Origin of the sequence: Labrenzia sp. R5_0, assembly GCF_017743835.1 — a bacterium.
GTDB classification, from domain to species: domain Bacteria; phylum Pseudomonadota; class Alphaproteobacteria; order Rhizobiales; family Stappiaceae; genus Roseibium; species Roseibium algicola.
Genome location: NZ_JAGHRK010000001.1, coordinates 1,212,371 through 1,232,020, shown reverse-complemented (window position 1 = coordinate 1,232,020; position 19,650 = coordinate 1,212,371). Strand labels below are relative to the sequence as shown.

The window sequence follows — 19,650 nt, the reverse complement described above, 5'->3', positions numbered from 1 at the left end:
CGGATCCTGCTGGGCAGATCCAATCAAGGGTTGCATAGCCCGTTCATTCTCTTTACGCCTTCCGATCGATGATCGGAAGGGAAGCATGCCATGCGGTCAGATATCAGTGTCATCGCCTGGGATTTCGACGGCGTTCTAAACCGCAATGTCGTCGACGGCAGGTTCATCTGGGCTGACACGCTGGAGAGCGACCTCGGAATTGCACTCGATGCATTCGAACGCGGCGTCTTCGATGCCTCCTTCCTGCAAGTCATCTCAGGGAAACGGGACATAAAAACTCACCTGCAAGACTGGCTTGACCGGTGCGGCTACCTCCTGGATGCGGGAGATCTTCTCGACTACTGGTTTGCCAAGGATGATCTGCGGGATCCCTTCACCTGCAGCTTGCTTGAACATCTGACAAGCCATGACGTCGTTCAGGTGATTGCGACGAACAATGAAGATCGCCGCTCCAGCTACATCGAGCATCAGTCCGGCTTCGGCTCGCTGGTCAGCCAGATTTTCTCTTCCGGCCGCATCAAATCAGCCAAGCCGGACACCGCGTTCTTCGTCCATGTCAGCGACACTCTCAAGGTTGCCCCGTCCGAGATCTTGCTGATCGACGACAGCGCCACAAACGTTCGCGTAGCGAAGGCGCTTGGCTGGAAGGGCTTTCATTTTACCGAGGAGACCCGCCTGGAACTTGCTTCCTTTCTGGAACTTTGAAAGCATGCAGGGTATGCAGCGGCGGTCACTGCAGAGGAGCCAGGAAGATGAAACTCGGCGCGTTCTCGGTCAGTCTGGCCGTCAAGGATCTCGAAAAATCGAAGGCGTTCTACGAAGGACTTGGCTTCGTGGATATCGGCATCTCGGACGCGGACAACTGGGCGGTCCTAAAGATTGGCGATACCATCATCGGGCTGTTTCAGGGCATGTTCGACAAGAACATACTCACCTTCAATCCCGGCTGGGATCAGGATGCCAGGACACTGGAAGATTTTCAGGATGTGCGGGACATCCAAAAGACGCTGAAGGCCAAGGGATACGCTTTCACATCCGAAGCTGACGAGGCCGGCAGTGGTCGGGCCAGCTTCATGCTGGTCGACCCGGATGGAAACCCGGTTCTCGTCGACCAGCATGTGTGAGGCTGATTAAGCAGCTTCGAAAGGCGCAAAGGAACTTTCGGCGATTTCCTTCAGGTCGGCAAAGACGCCGGGAGCGCCAACAACGACACGTGCGCCGTCATAAAGGGACTGGTTGATGTCCTGTTCCAGAACTTCACCACCGGCTTCCTTGGTGATCAGCATGCCTGCAAGGCAGTCCCAGGCGTTCATGTGGGATTCTACATAGCCGATAAGGCGCCCGGAAGCCGCGTAGGCAAGCATCAGACCGCCCGAGGCGTTGCGGAAGAACACACCGCCCTTGGAGACCAGGGCACCGACGACGTTGACCGCATCCGTAACGGCAGTGCGGCCGTTGAAACCAACACCGACAGAGCCGTGAGAAAGGCTTTCGCTGTCGGAGGCACGGATCGGCTTGCCATTGAGGAACGCACCGTGACCGGCGGCAGCCTTGAAGGTTTCCTTGGACACCGGATCATGGATCACACCGACAATCACCTGGCCCTGATGAACGCAGGAGATGATGACGCACCACTGCGGAATGCCGGCAACAAAATTTGCCGTACCGTCGATCGGGTCGGTAACCCAGGTGTAGCCCGAAGACCCTTCTTCCATGCCATGCTCTTCGCCCAGTATACCGTCGTCCGGATAGCTCTTTGCGAGCTCCGCGCGGATGAGCGTTTCCACATTGCGGTCCGCTTCCGAGACGAGGTCCTGATGACCCTTCTGCGTAATCGTCAGCGTGTCCAGCTTGTGAAAATAGTCGAGACCGAGCTCGCCAGCCTTTTCGGCAAGGGCAACGGCGAATTCCAGCCGGTCGATGGACATGGTTCAAACTCCCTTAAGTGTCGATAGCGCGGCGGAAAGCTACTTTCCCGCCAGGAAAGAAGAATACTGGCAGGCAGCCTGGCAAAATGGCAGGCTGCCCTCCCCACTCAGCCCCGTTTTCTCTTCGGGGCGTAAGGGTTTTCGCCTTTGCGGTAGGACAGGCGAATGGGAGTTCCGTGTATGTTGAAGGTCTGGCGCAGCGAGTTGACCAGATAACGCGTGTAGCTTTCCGGCAATTGTTCGGGACGCGAACAAAAAACCACGAAATGTGGCGGCCGCGTCTTGGGCTGGGTCATGTAACGCAGGCGCACCCGGCGTCCGGCAACTGCGGGGGGTGGATGGTTCGCGGTGACCTTGTCCAGCCAACGGTTCAGCTTGGCGGTCGAGACACGCGAGTTCCAGGCCTCGTAGGCGGTAAAGACGCTTTCGATCAAGCGATCGACGCCCTGCCCTTGCTGGCCGGACAAAGTCGCGATCTGAACACCGCGGATCTGGTTGAAATACCGCTCGTTGGCGTCCTTGATTTTCTTCCAGGCTTCTTCCCGGTCTTCGATCAGGTCCCACTTGTTGATCGCGATCACCAGCGCGCGGCCTTCGCGCGCAACCAGATCGATGATCTGCAGGTCCTGCTTCTCGAAGGACATGGTGGCGTCCAGCGTGACAACGACCACTTCGGCGAACTTGATCGCACGCAGAGCGTCAGCCACGGAAAGCTTTTCGAGCTTTTCCTGAACGCGCGCCTTTTTCCGGATACCGGCCGTATCGAACAGCTTGATATGCCTGTCGCGCCAGACCCAATCTACCGAGATGGAATCGCGCGTGATGCCTGCTTCCGGTCCGGTCAGCATGCGGTCTTCGCCCAGCATGCGGTTGATCAGCGTCGACTTGCCCGCATTCGGGCGGCCGACGATGGCAACACGCAGCGGTCTTTCAATGGTACCGACCGGCTCTTCGTCCTCGACGAATTCACCGTCCTCGTCGACATCTACGTTGGTGATCGCCTCTTCGCGCTTTGCCTCTTCTTCTTCCGTGACCCGGTCGACATGAGGTTTCAGAGCGTCATAGAGATCAGCAAGCCCTTCGCCGTGTTCAGCGGAGATTGCAATCGGATCACCAAGACCAAGCGAATAGGATTCGTAAAGCCCGCTCTCTCCGGCCCTGCCTTCCGCCTTGTTGGCCAGCAGGATCACCGGACGGGTGGTCTTGCGTGCGACTTCGGCAAAATGGGCATCAAGCGGCGTTACACCGGCACGAGCGTCAATCACGAACAGAACCGCGTCGGCGGTTTCGATCGCCTCCTCGGTCTGCCGGCGCATGCGGCCCTCAAGGGATTCCTTGTCCGCATCTTCGAGACCGGCGGTGTCGATGATCGTAAAGCGCAAGTCGCCCAAACGGGCATCGCCCGGCCGCCGGTCTCGCGTCACACCAGGTGTGTCGTCTACCAGCGCCAGGCGCTTGCCCACAAGGCGATTGAACAGGGTGGACTTGCCGACATTCGGCCGTCCGATAATGGCGACAGTAGCGCCCACAGCAGATTCTCCTGATAGGCGGGCCTCTTCGGGCCCTGCCTCAAATGCTAGTTGAAGGCAGCGACGCCGTCATTGCCTGTCAGCACGATAATCCGGCCTCCGGCGACGATCGGTGTCACATAGACATCCGTATTGGTCCGCTGCGTCAACATGGTTTTTCCAGAAGCGGCATCCACGATTGCGATCTGACCGTCGCTGGAAAAGGCAACCAGTGCCCCATTCGCCAGGATCGGGCCAGCCCAATTGCGGCGCTTCTTCTTCTTTTCCGGACGCGGCAAGGCCGTTGCCCAGAGGGTTTCCCCGTTTTTCAGATTGAGGGCGACCATACGGTCATCGAGATCAACCATGAACAACGCGCTGCCGGAGACAACCGGCGTGTGCACGCTGCCGAGATCCTGTTCCCAGCGACGCTGGCCGGTGCGGGCATCCACCGCAACCGTGCGGCCGGCAACACCAGTGGCATAAACCGTACTGCCGGAGACAACCGGGCTCGCCGAAACGTCCGCGAGACCTGAAAGGGCAAGTGTCCTGAAGCCGCGCGACACGCCATCGATCCAGGCCGGTTCGCCCGACTTGATGTCGATGGCCATGATTTCACCGGAGGAGAACGGCACGATGACACGGTTGCCGGAAATGGCCGGATTGGCCGCAGACAACAGACCAGCGGTTTCCTCGATACCTGCATAGGTCCAGGCAACGCTGCCGTCAGACTGCTTCAGGGCATAGACTTCGTTGGACTGGGATACAACGATCACATGACCGGCACCGGCAACAGGCGCACCACGAGCCGGCGTGTCGATGTCGACTTTCCAGATTTCCCGGCCGGAGCCGGCTTCAAGAGCCGCCACCTGACGATAGCTGGTGGCTGCGTAGACAACGCCGCCTTCAACGGCAACACCACCACCAGGACCCACATCCCTTTCGCCTTCCGGACGCAGGTTCTGGGTCCACTGGCGTCCACCGCCCGTCGACAACGCTACGACTTCGCCATTCGGCTTGTAGACATAAATACGGCTGCCATCGCTGACCGGACGGGAAGACACCCGAAGTGCGGATGTTGTCAGCCCGCCGCCGGACGAGCCGACCTGAGCGCGCCAGGCACGATTGCCGGAGACGGATATGGCGACGTTGCCCGGATCGTTGGTCAGGCCACCACCGGCTGTTGACCAGGACTGCCCGCCAGTCGCAGAACCGACCTTTGCTGCCTGGCCGAGCGCTTCGGCTGCCGGATCGGCGCCGTCGAACACGGGCTGGCGCTCACCCTTGAGGATTTTCTCGCGAGCAAACGGGTTTATGTTCTCGGTAAATTCGCTGACCGATCCGCAACCGGTGAGGACGAGCGAAAGCGCAATGGCACCAAAAACACCGCGTCTGCGGAAAGAAACGGTTACAAAACTCACTGGTTGTTTCCTTCACTGTCCGCCTTGGCTTCGCCGTTGCTGGACCGGATCACGTCACTCAGGATCGACACGCGGCGGCTCACGTCTGCCGGTGTTTCCGCGTCGTCTTCAAGAGCGGAAATCCACTGACGGGCTGTTTCAATATCGCCGGCTTTCCATGCACTTAGGGCAAGAAGTTCGCGTGCAGCTGCACGGAACGGACCAGTGTCGCCGGTCAGCTTCTCGACCCGGTCGGCAATATCGCCGTAGCCTTGGGTGTCGACGGCAAGATAAGCAGCACGCAGCGCTGCAACATCACGAAGAGCATCCATGATGCTGGTATCGCGCGACAGGGCATCGAATTCGGCCAGGGCTTCTTCAGTCTTGCCGGAATTGGAAAGATCGGTTGCCTGGCGCAGTTTCGCCAAGGCCGGGTATCCACCAAGGGCATTGTCCAGTTCACCGTAAAGAGCTGCTGCTTCTTCGTAGTTCTGGGCTTCGGAAAGCCTCACGGCTTCAAAGAACGTGTCGCCAGCGCTCTGGGACTGCTGTTCCTGCCAGTAGAGCCAGCCGCGATAGCCGCCGGTTCCAACAATGATCAAGACCGCAACGCCAAGCACCCACGGACCGAAGCGGTCCCAAAGCCGACGGTATTTTTCCTGGCGGATATCTTCATCGACTTCACGAAAAATGTCAGACATGCGTGTCTATTTCCTGCATTCACTTCTTCGGCCCGGCACGTCTGCCCGGGCACGGCCCCTTCATGAGTGGCGCACATTATCCACTTGATCCGGCTCGGGCAATTCCCTGAAGGGGCTTAAATCGGTCCTTCATGGCGCAAGTGGGGCAATCCGGCACGGAATGCCGGATTTCTAACGTAATTTCAAGCTCCGCGACCGCTATCAGGCCACCGGAACGCCGATCAACAAGGCGTGCAGCTTCCACGCGAACAGTCCGTAGAGAACCAAGCCCAACAGAATCACGACAAAATCGGAGTATTTTCCAGGCTTGGCCGTTGCCAGTGCACCTATCTGCCCTGCGCCGGGCCCGCGGCGCTTGACCGAAATCCGGTCTGCCACTGCCCAGGCGAGAAAACCGCCAAACAAAAGCACCGAAGCCAGATCGCCATTTGCCAGAAGGTGAGCCAATGCCCACAGTTTTACGGCTACCAGCATCGGATGTTTCAGGACTGTCTTGATCCGCGACGGCACATAGGCAGCGACAAGGAAAATGAAAACAGGAACCATGAACAGCATGGTGACGTGGCGCAGCCAGAACGGCGGATCGTACAGCACCGGCGGGCCTTCAAAACGGGCCACGCCATAACCGTAAACGATCAGCCCCAGACCGACGAACGACAAGAGCGTATATAGACCCTTGTACGGTGTTTCGCCGAGCCTTGAGACCAGCCCATTGCGCGTTGCCGGAAACATCGGCAACGTGTGAATTCCCAAAAACAGCACAAGGCCGGCGATCAACAAGGCCATTCCCGCTCTCCCTCTTTTGCCCGCAAGCGGCCGGGTGCCCTCAGACCCGGACATCCCTTGCGGCGAAGATAGGTGGCTGGCGGTGCACCTGCAACCAGCTTCAGACGAGCAATTTGACTGCCTCAGCGGCAGCAAGCGCCTGTGGACGGCTGGCCTGGTGTTCGATTTCAACGAACGTTCCCGTTTCGGCGGATTTCAAAATCGACACCATGACATCGACCGCATGCAGTGCCCGTTCGAGCGAACAGCGGAACTCGGTGTCGTCTCCACTCAGGATCGACTGGGCCATGTCTGCCAGGCCGGCAGCGCGGTAGTTCGCACGCGGCAGGCCGTTGTCATCGACATTCGCCAAGCCGAACGGGTGCATCGCATCGTCTAGTGGTTTTGTCGTTCCATCTTCGGTGACCAGGCTTACGTCTCCGCCGAAATAGTTCGGGTCAGCCAGAAAAAGTGTTCCCCGGGTACCGTAAAGCTCCATAGGCTGGTGCCTGTGTGCCCAGACGTCCCAGCTCGCCGTCAGCGTTACTTTTGCACCGGACAGAAACTCGAGAATCGCATGGATCGTGGTTGGGGTGGTGACATCGATCTTTTCACCATTTCGAGTGCCACTCCCGATCGTCCGGGTCTTGAACGGCATGGCTGACATGGCGCACACACGCTTTACCGGGCCGATCAGATTGAGCAACGCGGCAATATAATAAGGTCCGAGGTCGAGAACCGGCCCCCCTCCCGGCTTGAAGAAGAAGTCCGGGTTGGGATGCCAATGCTCCATACCGTGGCTCATGACATGGCACGTGCCGCCAACGATTTCTCCAATCAGTCCTTCGTCAACTGCCTTGCGGGCAATCTGATGTGCCCCGCCCAGAAACGTATCCGGTGCACACCCGACCCTCAGATGTTTTTTGCGCGCAAAATCGGCAAGCGCCTGCCCGTCCCGGATCGACAGAGCCAGAGGTTTTTCCGAGTAGACATGCTTCCCGTGCGCCAGGATTTCATGGGAAACGAGATAATGGGCATCGGGAACAGTCAGATTGACGATCAGATCGACATCATCCGCCAGAAGCAGGTCGTGCACGGTGAGTGCACGCACGCCGTATTCGGATGCGCGCTCTTCCGCAGCATGACGGTTCAGATCCGCACAGGCCCTGATTTCAAGGCCATTGAACTTTGGCGCCAGATCAAAATAGGTCTTTGAGATGGTGCCGCATCCGATGATGCCGATGCCCAGTTTGTCTGCCATGAACCTCTCCGCGGATTCGATGCAGACATCCTAGAACAAAGACAGTGTCTCGGAAATCAAATGGATGCCGGGAAACGCCGCCAGGGTTACATCGGCATGGTGCACTGCCGGCAGATACCGCGCAGTTCGATGGTTGTCCGGGACAACTGGAAGCCTTCGCTCTGCGTCCATTCCCTCAGGAGAGAAATGGCCTTGTCCGGAGTAAACTCGCTGACGACACCACATTTTTCACAGATGGCGAAGGCAGCCGTGCCATGACCGGAGCAGCCCTTGTGGGAACAGGCCACAAAGGCATTGAGGCTTTCCAGCCGGTGGACCATTCCGTATTCCACCAGCTTGTCGAGAGCCCGGTAGACCTGCAGCGGCGCACGGAAACCGCTGTCGCGCAACAGATCGAGAATCGCATAGGCCGTCAAAGGTCCACCCGCGTCCGACAACGAGCCGAACACCAGGGCCTGGTTCTTGGTCAGTTCGGGATGTGTCTCAACGCTCACGGACGATCTCCTTTCGTGCTCGATCTCACCCTTCTCACGATTTGCACGCCCGGGACAAGACTGACGACAAACAGCGCCATCGCCGCAACGACGATGGAGGGGCCGGACGGGGTATCATAGGCCAGCGAACTATAGAGCCCGCCGACGACGGCGGCGGCTCCGGTCAGAGCTGCAATCACCGCCATCTGTTCCGGCGATGCCGACAGGCGCCGGGCGGCGGCGGCGGGAATGATCAGCAGCGCGGTGATCAGCAGCGCGCCGATGATCTTCAGTGAAATGGCAATGACGATTGCCGTCAGCAGCATGAAGATCAGCTCGGTCCGCTCAGGCTTCAGCCCCTCGCCCGCGGCAAGGTCCGGACTGACCGTTGCTGCGAACAGGCGACGCCAGATGACCACGAGGACACCGAGCACGATGGCACCGCCAGCGTAGATCATGGCAATGTCCATGGGTGTGACGGCCAGGATATCGCCAAAGAGCAGCCCCAGCAGATCGACCCGGACCCATGTCATGAAGGCCAGACAGACCAATCCCAGGGCGAGCGCGGAATGGGACAGCAAGCCAAGCAATGCATCGGAAGACAGCGTGTCGCTGCGCCTCAGTGCCATCAGCACGATCGCCAGAAGGATGGAAACAACCCCGACTGCCAACGTGGTGTTGACGTTGAGGAGCAGCGACAGGGCAACGCCCAGCAAGGCTGCGTGCGACAGCGTATCGCCGAAATAGGCCATGCGACGCCAGACGATGAAACAGCCAAGCGGTCCTGCAACAAGTGCCACACCTATGCCGGCAATGAGTGCACGGGTGAAGAAATCATCCAGCATTTCGAATGCCGCCTTCTTTCTCCGCAGCCGCGTCGGCAGGTGCGTGATGATGCTCGCCGGAACAGGAGGAACACAGCGAACCGTCCGCGTGGCGCACCTTTCCATCCGGCAGATGCACGTGGTCATGGTGATGTTCATAGACGGCAATCGCCGCATTGCGCCGGTTGCCAAACAGCGCATGATACCGGTCGTCACGGCTGACGTCAGAGGGGGTTCCGCGGCAGCAAACGTGACCATTGAGGCAAATCACCTGATCTGCTGCCGCCATCACGACATGAAGATCGTGAGAGATCATCAGGATGCCGCAGCCAAGCGTGTTGCGGATTTCGGAAATGAGGTCGTAGATCGCGATCTCACCGGCATAATCCACGCCTTGCACCGGTTCGTCCAACACCAGCAGCCCGGGATTGCGGGCAATCGCGCGGGCCAGCATGACACGCTGCATTTCACCGCCGGAGAGCGTGCGCATCTGGGAAGTCATCAGCCTTTCAGCGCCGGTGCGCGCCAGCGCAGCGCGGCATTCGGCATCGGACAGGGGGTTCGTCAGCCGCATGAACCTGGCGACCGTCAGCGGCAACGTCCAGTCGATGGCGAGCTTCTGCGGCACATAGCCAATCTTCAGGCCAGGCTTGCGTTCGGCACGGCCTTCGCTCGGGCTCAGGATCCCAAGCGCCATCTTGGCCGTTGTCGACTTGCCGGAACCGTTGGGCCCGATAAGCGTCACGATTTCACCCGGTGAAACCGATAGATCTACGCCGCGCACCAGCCATTCACCGCCCTTGCGGATGCCTGCGCGGTCAAGCTGAACAAGCCTGGTATCCGAATTTGTCATAGTCCTGAAAGCCTGCTGCGCTCTTTGGGAACCAACGCCCTGGCGTTACGTTATTACGTATGTAGCGTTCAAGCCACTTGCTTGCAACTTGTCCCGGTGCTGATTAACACTCAAAGCAACACCGGTGCGCCCGCAAGCGCCCGAATGTGCCAGCAGAACAGGAAGCAAAGCATGATTTTCCCTTGTATTTTGTCCGGTGGTGTCGGTTCGCGGCTGTGGCCGCTGTCACGCACCGACCGGCCAAAACAGTTTTTGCCACTGTTTGGCGGGGAAAGTCTGTTCCAGAAGACCTGCAAGCGCGTCAATCGGCCGGACTTTGCCGCTCCGATCGTGATCGGCAGCAATGCTCACCGGTTTCTGATCGGCGAGCAGCTCAACGAACTGGGGCTCGAAGCCCGGTCCATCCTGCTTGAGCCTGTCGGCCGAAATACAGCGCCCCCTGCCCTGATGGCAGCGTTGATTGCCGCTGAAACCGACCCGAACGCCCTGATCCTGCTGTTGCCCTCAGACCACCTGATCCGGAAGGAAGATCTTTTCCTGACTGCCGTCCATCAGGCGGAGACAGCCGCTCACGCAGGCAAGATCGTGACCTTCGGCATCGAACCCAGCGAAGCCAACACCGGATACGGATACATCAAAGTTGCAAGTGGTAGCGAGCCTGTGCGGCCTGTGGAAGCCTTTGTCGAGAAGCCTGACCAGGACCGTGCCGATGCCTTCCTGAAGGACGGCAGCTATGTCTGGAATGCCGGCATCTTTCTTTATGCCGCCAATACGATGATTGATGCTTTCAAGAAGCACCAGCCGGAGCTTTACGAGAACATCGTCGCCGTCATGAAGACACGGCATGGGGATCTGGATTTTACGCGACTGAACCAGGAAGCCTTCGAAGCACTGGACAACATTTCCATCGACTACGCCATCATGGAAAAGGCGGACAACGTCGTCTGCGCGCCCGTTGCACCGGAATGGGACGACCTGGGTTCCTGGTCCGCGATCTGGACGGTCCTGGACAAGGATGCCCAGGGCAATTCCGGATTGGGCGATGCCCGCTTTCTCGATAGCAACAACTGCCTGGCCTATGCTGAACGCGGGCTCGTATCCGTTATCGGCCTTGAGGATGTCATGGTGATCGCCACAACCGACAGCGTTCTTGTTGCCCACAAGGACAAGGCGCAGGACGTCAAGACCGTTGTGGAGCAACTGAAGGCAGAAGGCAGGCATGAGGTGGACCGGCACCCGAGGTCCTACCGTCCTTGGGGCTACACCGAACGCATCAACGCCGGCGAGCGTTTTTCCGTTCAGTCGATGATGATCAAGCCGGGCAAGAGGCTCAGCCTGCAAAGCCACCTTCACCGGACGGAGCACTGGGTGGTGGTGTCCGGTACTCTCGAGATCACGATCAATGGCGAAACGCGCCTGCTCAGCGAAAACCAGTCCGCATATGTGCCGCTTGGAGCGCAGCACACGTTGCATAACCCGGGCAAGATTCCGGTGCGGATGATCGAGGTGCAGTCCGGAACCTACTTGCAGGAAGACGATATCCGGCGCCATCCGGAAACATCACAAAATCCCTGACGAGATCTATTTTCCTGTGATGCGTTCTTGCCCTGCCAGATGATTTCCGGCAAGACTTCACGTCAATTCGCGACCATGCCCCAGAGGCCAACGCCACGCGACGGAGAGGAAAACGCTCATGCATCATGTCTTCATTTGCGATTATGTCCGCACCCCCATCGGACGCTATGGCGGCATGCTGTCCTCTGTCCGCGCTGACGATCTAGGTGCGATCCCCATCAGCGCCCTCATGGAGCGCAATCCGGACACGGACTGGGCCGAGGTAGATGACGTCTTTTATGGCTGTGCCAACCAGGCCGGTGAAGACAACCGAAACGTCGCGCGCATGTCGGCACTGTTGGCGGGCCTGCCGGATACAGTTCCCGGTCTGACGCTCAATCGGCTTTGTGGTTCGGGAATGGATGCCGTGATGACTGCGGCCAGGGCGATCAAGGCCGGCGAAATCGATCTGGCCATCGCTGGCGGCGTAGAAAGCATGTCCCGCGCACCTTTTGTCATGCCAAAGGCAGACACCGCCTTTTCCCGCTCGGCTGAAATCTTCGACACGACAATCGGCTGGCGCTTCGTCAATCCGCTTCTCAAACGCCAATATGGTATCGATTCCATGCCGGAAACGGCGGAAAACGTTGCCGAACAATTCCAGATCTCGCGACAGGACCAGGATGCCTTCGCGCTGCGCAGCCAGCAGCGAGCCGCCGCCGCTCAGCAATCCGGTCGGTTCGCCGAAGAAATCGTTCCCGTGATGATCCCCCAGCGCAAGGGCGACCCTATTCTGGTGGACAAGGACGAACACCCCAGGAACACAACGCTGGAGGCCCTTTCGGCGCTCAAGACACCGTTCCGTGAAAATGGTTCGGTGACCGCCGGCAACGCGTCCGGTGTCAACGACGGTGCTGCGGCTTTGCTGATCGCGTCGGAAGCTGCGGTGGCCAAGCACAATCTCACGCCGATCGCCCGCGTCGTCGGCGGAGCCACCGCCGGCGTTCCGCCGCGGATCATGGGCATTGGCCCCGCGCCGGCGACACGCAAGCTCTGCGCGCGCCTCGGAATCGCGCTGCCGGAATTCGACGTGATCGAACTCAACGAAGCTTTCGCCGCCCAGGGCATTGCGGTCATGCGAGACCTTGGCCTGCCCGAAGACAGTGAAATCCTCAATCCGAACGGCGGTGCGATTGCACTCGGCCATCCGTTGGGGATGTCTGGCGCCAGAATCACGGGAACAGCAGCCCTGGAACTGAAAAAACGGGATGGAAACCTGGCGCTTGCCACCATGTGCATCGGTGTCGGCCAGGGTATAGCGCTGGCTCTGGCATCAGCGTGAGGCGTTTCTGATCAGATCGACAGTTTGGCGTACCGGTCTTCACCTGTGCGCCAATACCGGCTCGGGCCAGTCCCCACCGGCACCGGCCGGTCTTTTGCGGCAGGTGTTGCTGTCTGAGGAAAAGGCCCTGACTGCACCCTCTTTTCCATCGTGTCGCTGACTTCGCCCAGTTCATCCGACAGCCTTTCGAAGAGCAGGCTGGGCATGCGCAGCGTCGCGACATAGTAGGAAATCGCCTCATCTGCCGCTTTTTCCAGGTCCAGTTGACCGATCTCGCGCAGGGCATTTTCCGCCATCACATGAAGTTCGACCGCGTCTTCGACCAGTGGCTGCGCAACCTCTACCGCCTGGTCGGAATGGCTAGCAACCCAAAAGGCGGCTGACGCTGAAAGGCTAACAAAAACAAAAACGTGCAAGTTTCTCAAAAGAAATCGCATTGCAACCCCAATGAATAATTAACAAAACGTTAAACTACCATTGGTCGTACAGGGCGCGTGGAAGATCTGCAACCTGTCCTTGCAGTTCTCCCTTTTTTTCGAACGCCATGGTTAACAGCGGTCTGCGTTGTTCGGAGACGTACCCTTCTTCGCTTCCCGATCCTGGAACGAACCACTGCGGACGTACTGACAGTCCTTCAGCTACATGACCTGGCCGCCCCTTCCCGGCACCGAAAATGGGGCACTGTCAGATTTGCCTGTAGGTATTTGCAGGTACGTAAAATTTTACATGCGGTATTACCGGGACTTTAGATCCTGGGACTGTATAAGCGCGGCATCAAAACGGAGGACGTCATGATCGAAAGGACCGGTGAGATGAGGCTCTCATCCCTGGGATTGCTGCTACTTTTAGCAGCTGCGGCCATGACCTTGTTTGCTGATTTGGGGCCACAGCCCTCGACTTCCGCCAAGGCCAAGTCAGTTTACCAGCAACTCGCTCATTGACCGTTTACGCAAGGTGCCGCACTGACCGATAAGGTTCACCGGCGCAGATCGTGCCCGCGATTTGCTCTGGCTGGAACCGGCACCGGTTTCATTTGCCCGGTGAAAGATATCGGCAGTCTGTGCCTTGCGGCCCCACCTCCGCCTTTTCCGCTTCGGCCGGTTTCACCCAACAGCATGATGGCTGAGCCCATGACCACGGATCCGAGGGTGATGAACAGGCCGAATGCCAGCATGATGACCGGCAGCACCGGGTCCTCTGCCGACATGACAAGCACTCTCAGATTACCGATATTGCCGAGGAAAATGCCACCGAGCACGAGGCCGGCAATTGCCGTTCCCGCCAGGCCGTTGACTGCAAGCAGACGAAACAAGGGATCTCTCGGAAGCTTCAAGCGAACCGGCCCCTTCATCGACAATGCCATGGCGCGCACTCCTCGCTCTGCGATTGCTGTTGCGATGCATGATCAGCCTAGCGCCGATCGATACCTGCCAACAACCTGTCAAATAGACCGATTAAGATCATTTTGAAGATCAGCTCATAGTTTATTCATCTTCGACGCAAGATTTGTGCAGCGCACTCTTGATTACAAATGCGTGAGCATATATTTGTTCGATATATCGAACCAACATATGACACTTCTTACGATGCCTATAGCGTCATCCGGATCGCAACCGGGCTCGTATGAAGACCGTCATGCCGGGAGGACGCTCCCAGGCACGGAGTTGTCAATGAGTGTACGCAGTCTCTGCCTCGCAATCCTTTCTTTCGGGGATGCCACCGGATACGAAATCCGGAAGGAGTCGACCGAAGGCCGGTTCAGCTATTTCGATGATGCGAGCTTCGGCTCTATCTATCCGGCGCTGGCGCGTCTGGAATCGGAAGGGCTGGTAACCGTGCGCGAGGAGCCGCAGGCAGGCAAACCTGCCCGCAAGGTCTATTCCATCACCGATGCCGGCCGGGAAGACTTCATCCAGTCCCTGTGCGATCCACAGGCGCCGGACACTTTCAAATCACCCTTTTTGCTGATCGCCCTCAACGCCGCGCAACTGCCTCCCGAGGTCATCCGCCGCGCGGTCGAACGGCGCAAGGCGCAGGTGCACGCTGAGTTGCGCCTGCTGACAGACAACGAAAAAGACCAGGAATGTTCGCACCCCGGGTCCAACTGGACCCGTGAATACGGCATTGCCTGCATGAATTTCACCCTCGCCTATCTGGAAGAACATGGCGAGGCACTGATCAGGATTGCTGAAGAAGCGGCGCAGCCGGTTGCGGCAGCCGCAGAGTAAGCGCAAGACGTTTCGGAGCTTTAGACAATGCGAGTGAAGTTTTCCTACCTCCTGGCGACCGGCATCGCGGCCGGTATCGGTTTCTGGATGTATAGCGGCACGATGGTGATCGGTGGTGTCGGCGACAGCGAACATGCCACCCCGCCCCCGGCGCTCAGGGTCAGCCAGGCGTCCACGGAGACCTTCCGTGTTCAGGTGGAACGTCTTGTGGCGCAAGACCGTCGAGCCGTTCTGGAAGTGCGCGGGCGCACCGAAGCCGAAGCCACGGTGGCTGTCAGATCCAAGACAACCGATGATGTGGTGGAGCGCCCGGCGCAGGAAGGCGCGCATGTCGCCGCCGGCGATGTGCTTTGTGTTCTCGACAAGGGATCGCGGCAGTCACGCATTCTGGAAGCCAAAGCTGCCCTGGCTCAGGCGCAACTGGACCATGAGGCAGCAACTCAGTTGAACAGCAAGGGCTTTACCGCTCAAACCCGTGTGGCTGCCCTGCAGGCCCAGCTAGATGCTGCAAAGGCACGCCTGATTGAGGCCGAGCAGGAGCTGGAACACACTGTTATCCGCTCGCCGATTGCTGGTGTCATCCAGAGCCCCATGGCTGAAATCGGCGCACAGCTTGAACAAGGCGGCATCTGCGCGACGGTGGTTGATGCGGATCCGATGATTGCCATCGGCGAAGTGTCGGAACTGAATATCTCCGAAATCTCGCTGGACATGCCGGCAACGGTCACGCTCGTGACGGGTGAATCGCTCAACGGCAAGGTGCGTTACATCTCGCCGACGGCAAATCCGGACACGAAAACCTTCCGTATCGAGATCGAGCTTCCCAATCCCGACGGCAAGGCCAGGGACGGCGTGACGGCAGTCACCAAACTGGAGCTGGCTGCGGAGAAAGCACATAAGATTTCGCCAGCAATTCTGACGTTGAACGACGCCGGCCAGGTCGGCATTCGTGCAGTCGATGAAAACAACAAGACTGTCTTCTACCCCGTCAAGGTGCTGGGTGGAGAACAGGACGGAATGTGGATCGGCGGTCTTCCCGACGAAGTCGTCGCCATCACCGTGGGGCAGGAATACGTCTCGGATGGAGAACTCGTGCAACCGGTCTTTGAGACGGCAGAGGTGAGTCAATGATAGACATGCTTGAAGGCGTCCTTCGGCGCCCCAAGACGGTATTCGTGATGATGCTGGCGCTGATCGTTGCCGGTGTCGCCACCTATATCTCGATCCCGAAAGAAGCCAGCCCGGACATCGATCTGCCGATCTTCTACATTTCGATCACCCAGCAGGGCATTTCTCCGGAAGACTCCGAGCGCCTGCTCGTGCGACCGATGGAAACGGAATTGCGCGGCCTTGACGGGTTGAAGGAAATCACCGCGATCGCGTCGGAAAGTCATGCCGGCATCGTGCTGGAGTTCGACATCTCGTTCAACAAGGACGAGGCGCTGGCGGACGTGCGCGACAAGGTCGACCAGGCCAAGAGCAAGCTGCCGGACGAGGCTGAAGAGCCGACGATCACGGAAATGAACTTCGCACTTGCGCCGACCATGATCATCGCCTTGTCGGGCAACGTGCCGGAGCGCACGCTGTACAAGCACGCCCGGCGTCTCAAGGACGAGATCGAGGCTATCGACACCGTCCGGTCGGCGGATCTGACCGGGCACCGCGAAGAGCTGCTGGAAGTCCTGATCGACACCCAGAAACTGGAATCCTACTCGATCACCCAGCAGGAGCTCCTCAACTCGCTGCAGCTCAACAACCAGCTTGTTCCTGCGGGCTTTATCGACGGCGGCAAGGGTCGCTTCAACGTTAAGGTGCCCGGTCTCGTCGAGACCGCAGAGGATGTCTACACGCTGCCGCTGAAACAGAGCGGTGAAGGTGTCGTGACCCTTGCAGATGTCGCCGAGATCCGGCGCACCTTCAAGGATCCCAACGCCTACACACGCGTCAACGGCAACCGGGCAATTGCTCTTCAGGTCGTCAAGCGTATCGGCACCAACATCATCGAGAACAACGCGGCAGTCCGTGAAGTTGTCGAACATGCCTCCAAGGACTGGCCGGAAACCGTTCGTGTCGACATGATGCTCGACCAGTCCAACAACATCTTCGAAGTGCTCGGCTCGCTGCAATCGTCGATCCTGACGGCGATCTTCCTGGTGATGATCCTTGTTCTGGCGGCGCTTGGCATGCGCTCCGCGCTGCTCGTCGGTCTGGCGATCCCGACCTCCTTCATGGTTGGCTTCCTGATCCTTGGCGGCGTTGGCTACACGGTCAACAACATGGTCATGTTCGGCCTCGTTCTGACCGTTGGCCTGCTGGTCGACGGTGCCATCGTGATGACCGAATATGCCGACCGCAAGATCCAGGAAGGCATGGAAGACCGCGAGGCCTATATCCGCGCCGCGAAGCTGATGTTCTGGCCGATCGTCTCCTCGACGGCCACCACGCTGGTAGCGTTCCTGCCCATGCTGCTGTGGCCGGGTGTTGCCGGCGAGTTCATGAGCTACCTGCCGATCATGGTGATCATCGTCCTGACCGCCTCGCTGTTCACCGCCATGGTGTTCCTGCCGGTGACAGGGGGCATCCTGGCCCAGGTCTCGCATTTCCTGAACAGATATGCCGCTGGACTTCTGGCGCTGACATTTGGCGTTCTGGCCGCCGTCATTGTCGGATTCGGCCCGTTCGTACCTATGGCTCTCGAAGGCGTCGTGCCAGCGGTGGCTGCAACCGGTATCGCCATCCTGTGCGGCCTGGTGGCCCTCGTCCTTGTCGGCTTTGTTTCCTACAAGCTGCTGCGTCCGTTTGTGCGCTGGTCTCAGGCACGAGCTGCCAAGAGGGCCGAAAAGGAACGTGCGGAAGCTGCCGCCCTTTCCGGCTCTGAAGCTTTCGATGTCAAGAAAGTAAGCGGGTTCACCGGCATCTATGTTCGCATCCTGAAGATGTTTGCAGGCAACCCGATCGGCAACATCGCCGCCATCGTGCTGCTGATCGGCAGTTGCTTTGCGATCGTCGGCGCGTTCATGGCGAACCCGACCGGCGTGCAGTTCTTCATCGATGAAGAACCGGAACAGGCGGTGGTTCTTGTCTCCGGCCGTGGCAACATGTCTGCCTCGGAAGCGCGCGATCTCGTTGTGCAGGTTGAAGACAGGATCATGTCCATTCCGGGCGTCGACAATGTCATCACCAACGCGTTCACACCCGGCGGTTCGTCCGGCGGCCCCTCCGTCGGCGACGTCCAGGACAAGCCTGCCGACGTGATGGGCGAGATCAATATCGAGCTTGCAGACTTCTGCTGCCGCCGGGTGGCGAAGGAGATCTTCGCCGACATCCGTAACGCGACCAGTGACATCCCCGGCATCAAGGTGGAGACCCGCAAGATCGAAGGCGGTCCGCCAACGGGCAAGGACGTTCAGCTGGAGATCAAGTCCACCGATTACAACGACATGGTTGCTGCTGTCGCCCGCGTTCGCGAGCACATCAACGGCATGGACACACTGATGAACCAGGAGGACGACCGTCCCCTGCCCGGCATCGAATGGCAGATCTCCATCGATCGGGAACAGGCCGGCCGCTACCAGGCAAGTATCGCTTCCGTTGGCAACATGGTCCAGCTGGTCACCAACGGTGTTCTGATCGGTACCTATCGTCCCGGAGACAGCGAGGACGAGGTGGACATTCGCGTGCGCCTGCCGGAGAACGAGCGGACCATCGACCGGTTCGACCAGCTGCGGCTGCAGACCTCGCTTGGATTGGTGCCGCTGGCAAACTTCGTCAGCCGCGAACCGGCCCAGAAGGTGTCGGAAATCGTGCGTCGTGACGGGCTCTATTCCATGTTCGTAAAGGCGGCGGTCAATCCGGAAAGCGGTTCCACGCCGACAGAACAGGTTGCAGCTCTTCAGAAGTGGCTGGATACGCAGGAATGGCCTGCCAACGTGTTTCTGAAATTCCGCGGCGCGGATGAGGACCAGCAGGAGTCAGGCGAGTTCCTGATGAAGGCGATGGTGGCATCGCTGTTCCTGATGTTCCTGATCCTGCTGACCCAGTTCAACTCGTTCTACCAGACGATCCTGACGCTCTCGACGGTGGTTCTGTCAGTGTTCGGGGTGCTGCTCGGAATGCTCGTCACCAATCAGCCGTTCTCGATCATCATGACCGGGACCGGGGTGGTGGCTCTTGCCGGGATTGTGGTCAACAATGCCATCGTTCTGATCGATACCTACAACAGGTTCCTTCATGACGGCCTTCCCCCGCTGGACGCGATCCTGAAAACATCCGCTCAGCGTATCCGGCCGATCCTGCTGACCACCATCACGACCATCGCCGGCCTGGTGCCCATGGCCACCATGATCAACTTCGATTTCTTCAATCAGGTGATCACCTATGGCGGCATCACGGCGGTCTGGTGGGTGCAGCTGGCAACGGCGGTCATATCCGGCCTTGCTTTCTCCACCTTGCTGACGCTGCTGATGATCCCGGTCATGATCGCGTTGCCCAGTGTATGGTCAAGCACCTTCTGGAAGGTGGTGTCCACCGTACGGCGCAAGCCAGGTACTGCCACCGAGGTGGTAACTCCGGAACCTGTGGCTCTTGGCGATCAGCCCGAACAGCGCCCAGCTGCAAAAGTGGTTTCCATGCCGAAGCCGTCGCAACCGAAAATCCCCCCGCAGGAGGAACTGCCGCACGCGGCAGAGTGATCCTAAGCACCTCCAAGCAAAAAGGCCGCCGGTTTCCGGCGGCCTTTTTTGTTTGCAACACGCAGCGTGTCTTCACCCGAATTCCAACCACTGCCCCTTGAATTGCGGCCCATCAATCAATA

At 59.0% G+C, this 19,650-nt stretch carries 18 protein-coding genes; 7 read left to right on the top strand and 11 right to left on the bottom strand.

Annotated elements, in window-relative coordinates; translation table 11 throughout:
- The first annotated feature begins 90 nt into the window (after positions 1–90).
- Both J7447_RS05700 and J7447_RS05695 read left to right on the top strand, forming a co-directional pair.
- Entirely contained in the window at positions 91–705 is a 615-nt protein-coding gene (locus tag J7447_RS05700; RefSeq protein WP_209169040.1) for an HAD-IA family hydrolase, read from the top strand.
- A 47-nt stretch (positions 706–752) separates the two neighbouring features.
- A complete protein-coding gene (locus J7447_RS05695; RefSeq protein WP_209169039.1) occupies positions 753–1,124 on the top strand; it encodes a VOC family protein in 372 nt (123 codons plus the stop codon).
- 6 nt (positions 1,125–1,130) lie between these two features.
- On the opposite strand, the gene J7447_RS05690 is transcribed toward J7447_RS05695, so the two are convergent.
- From J7447_RS05690 to J7447_RS05650, 9 genes are all read right to left on the bottom strand, one after another.
- Positions 1,131–1,928 (bottom strand): inositol monophosphatase family protein, encoded by a 798-nt coding sequence (locus J7447_RS05690; protein ID WP_023003953.1) that lies wholly within the window; start codon positions 1,926–1,928, stop codon positions 1,131–1,133.
- Between the two features lie 107 nt (positions 1,929–2,035).
- Positions 2,036–3,457, bottom strand: coding sequence for a ribosome biogenesis GTPase Der (gene der / locus J7447_RS05685; RefSeq protein ID WP_023003952.1), 1,422 nt, complete (start codon positions 3,455–3,457; stop codon positions 2,036–2,038).
- A 47-nt stretch (positions 3,458–3,504) separates the two neighbouring features.
- A complete protein-coding gene (locus tag J7447_RS05680; RefSeq protein ID WP_023003951.1) occupies positions 3,505–4,857 on the bottom strand; it encodes a PQQ-binding-like beta-propeller repeat protein in 1,353 nt (450 codons plus the stop codon).
- Positions 4,854–5,537: a tetratricopeptide repeat protein gene (locus tag J7447_RS05675; protein ID WP_023003950.1), complete on the bottom strand. Its 684-nt coding sequence runs from the start codon at positions 5,535–5,537 to the stop codon at positions 4,854–4,856. Before J7447_RS05675 ends, J7447_RS05680 begins: the two co-directional genes overlap by 4 nt.
- A gap of 201 nt (positions 5,538–5,738) precedes the next feature.
- Positions 5,739–6,323 (bottom strand): NnrU family protein, encoded by a 585-nt coding sequence (locus J7447_RS05670; protein ID WP_062489062.1) that lies wholly within the window; start codon positions 6,321–6,323, stop codon positions 5,739–5,741.
- Positions 6,324–6,423: 100 nt separating this feature from the next.
- Positions 6,424–7,563, bottom strand: a complete 1,140-nt coding sequence (locus J7447_RS05665) for a Gfo/Idh/MocA family oxidoreductase (protein WP_209169038.1) — start codon at positions 7,561–7,563, stop codon at positions 6,424–6,426.
- A gap of 86 nt (positions 7,564–7,649) precedes the next feature.
- Positions 7,650–8,057 (bottom strand): Fur family transcriptional regulator, encoded by a 408-nt coding sequence (locus J7447_RS05660; protein WP_209169037.1) that lies wholly within the window; start codon positions 8,055–8,057, stop codon positions 7,650–7,652.
- On the bottom strand, positions 8,054–8,881 hold the full coding sequence (znuB, locus tag J7447_RS05655) for a zinc ABC transporter permease subunit ZnuB (protein WP_023003946.1): 828 nt from the start codon (positions 8,879–8,881) through the stop codon (positions 8,054–8,056). Before znuB ends, J7447_RS05660 begins: the two co-directional genes overlap by 4 nt.
- A complete protein-coding gene (locus tag J7447_RS05650) occupies positions 8,871–9,713 on the bottom strand; it encodes a metal ABC transporter ATP-binding protein (RefSeq protein ID WP_055653619.1) in 843 nt (280 codons plus the stop codon). Before J7447_RS05650 ends, znuB begins: the two co-directional genes overlap by 11 nt.
- A gap of 171 nt (positions 9,714–9,884) precedes the next feature.
- Between J7447_RS05650 and J7447_RS05645 the strand changes: the two genes are divergently transcribed.
- Together J7447_RS05645 and pcaF are read left to right on the top strand one after the other, a co-directional pair.
- Complete coding sequence (locus J7447_RS05645; protein ID WP_209169036.1) at positions 9,885–11,288, top strand: mannose-1-phosphate guanylyltransferase/mannose-6-phosphate isomerase; 1,404 nt, start codon at positions 9,885–9,887, stop codon at positions 11,286–11,288.
- A 118-nt stretch (positions 11,289–11,406) separates the two neighbouring features.
- The gene (pcaF, locus tag J7447_RS05640) at positions 11,407–12,609 is read left to right on the top strand and encodes a 3-oxoadipyl-CoA thiolase (RefSeq protein WP_209169035.1); all 1,203 of its coding nucleotides are present in this window, start codon (positions 11,407–11,409) and stop codon (positions 12,607–12,609) included.
- Positions 12,610–12,620: 11 nt separating this feature from the next.
- Here the strand turns inward: pcaF and J7447_RS05635 are convergent, their stop codons facing one another.
- Positions 12,621–13,025 carry a hypothetical protein gene (locus tag J7447_RS05635; protein WP_209169034.1) on the bottom strand — a complete coding sequence of 135 codons (405 nt, stop codon included), beginning with the start codon at positions 13,023–13,025 and terminating at the stop codon, positions 12,621–12,623.
- A gap of 560 nt (positions 13,026–13,585) precedes the next feature.
- Positions 13,586–13,972 carry a hypothetical protein gene (locus J7447_RS05630; protein ID WP_209169033.1) on the bottom strand — a complete coding sequence of 129 codons (387 nt, stop codon included), beginning with the start codon at positions 13,970–13,972 and terminating at the stop codon, positions 13,586–13,588.
- 307 nt (positions 13,973–14,279) lie between these two features.
- Between J7447_RS05630 and J7447_RS05625 the strand changes: the two genes are divergently transcribed.
- From J7447_RS05625 to J7447_RS05615, 3 genes are read left to right on the top strand one after another with little or no spacing between them, the layout of a single operon-like run.
- Positions 14,280–14,837: a helix-turn-helix transcriptional regulator gene (locus tag J7447_RS05625; protein ID WP_023003940.1), complete on the top strand. Its 558-nt coding sequence runs from the start codon at positions 14,280–14,282 to the stop codon at positions 14,835–14,837.
- A gap of 27 nt (positions 14,838–14,864) precedes the next feature.
- On the top strand, positions 14,865–15,968 hold the full coding sequence (locus J7447_RS05620) for an efflux RND transporter periplasmic adaptor subunit (RefSeq protein ID WP_023003939.1): 1,104 nt from the start codon (positions 14,865–14,867) through the stop codon (positions 15,966–15,968).
- A complete protein-coding gene (locus tag J7447_RS05615) occupies positions 15,965–19,528 on the top strand; it encodes an efflux RND transporter permease subunit (RefSeq protein ID WP_209169032.1) in 3,564 nt (1,187 codons plus the stop codon). Before J7447_RS05620 ends, J7447_RS05615 begins: the two co-directional genes overlap by 4 nt.
- The last annotated feature ends 122 nt before the right edge of the window (positions 19,529–19,650 follow it).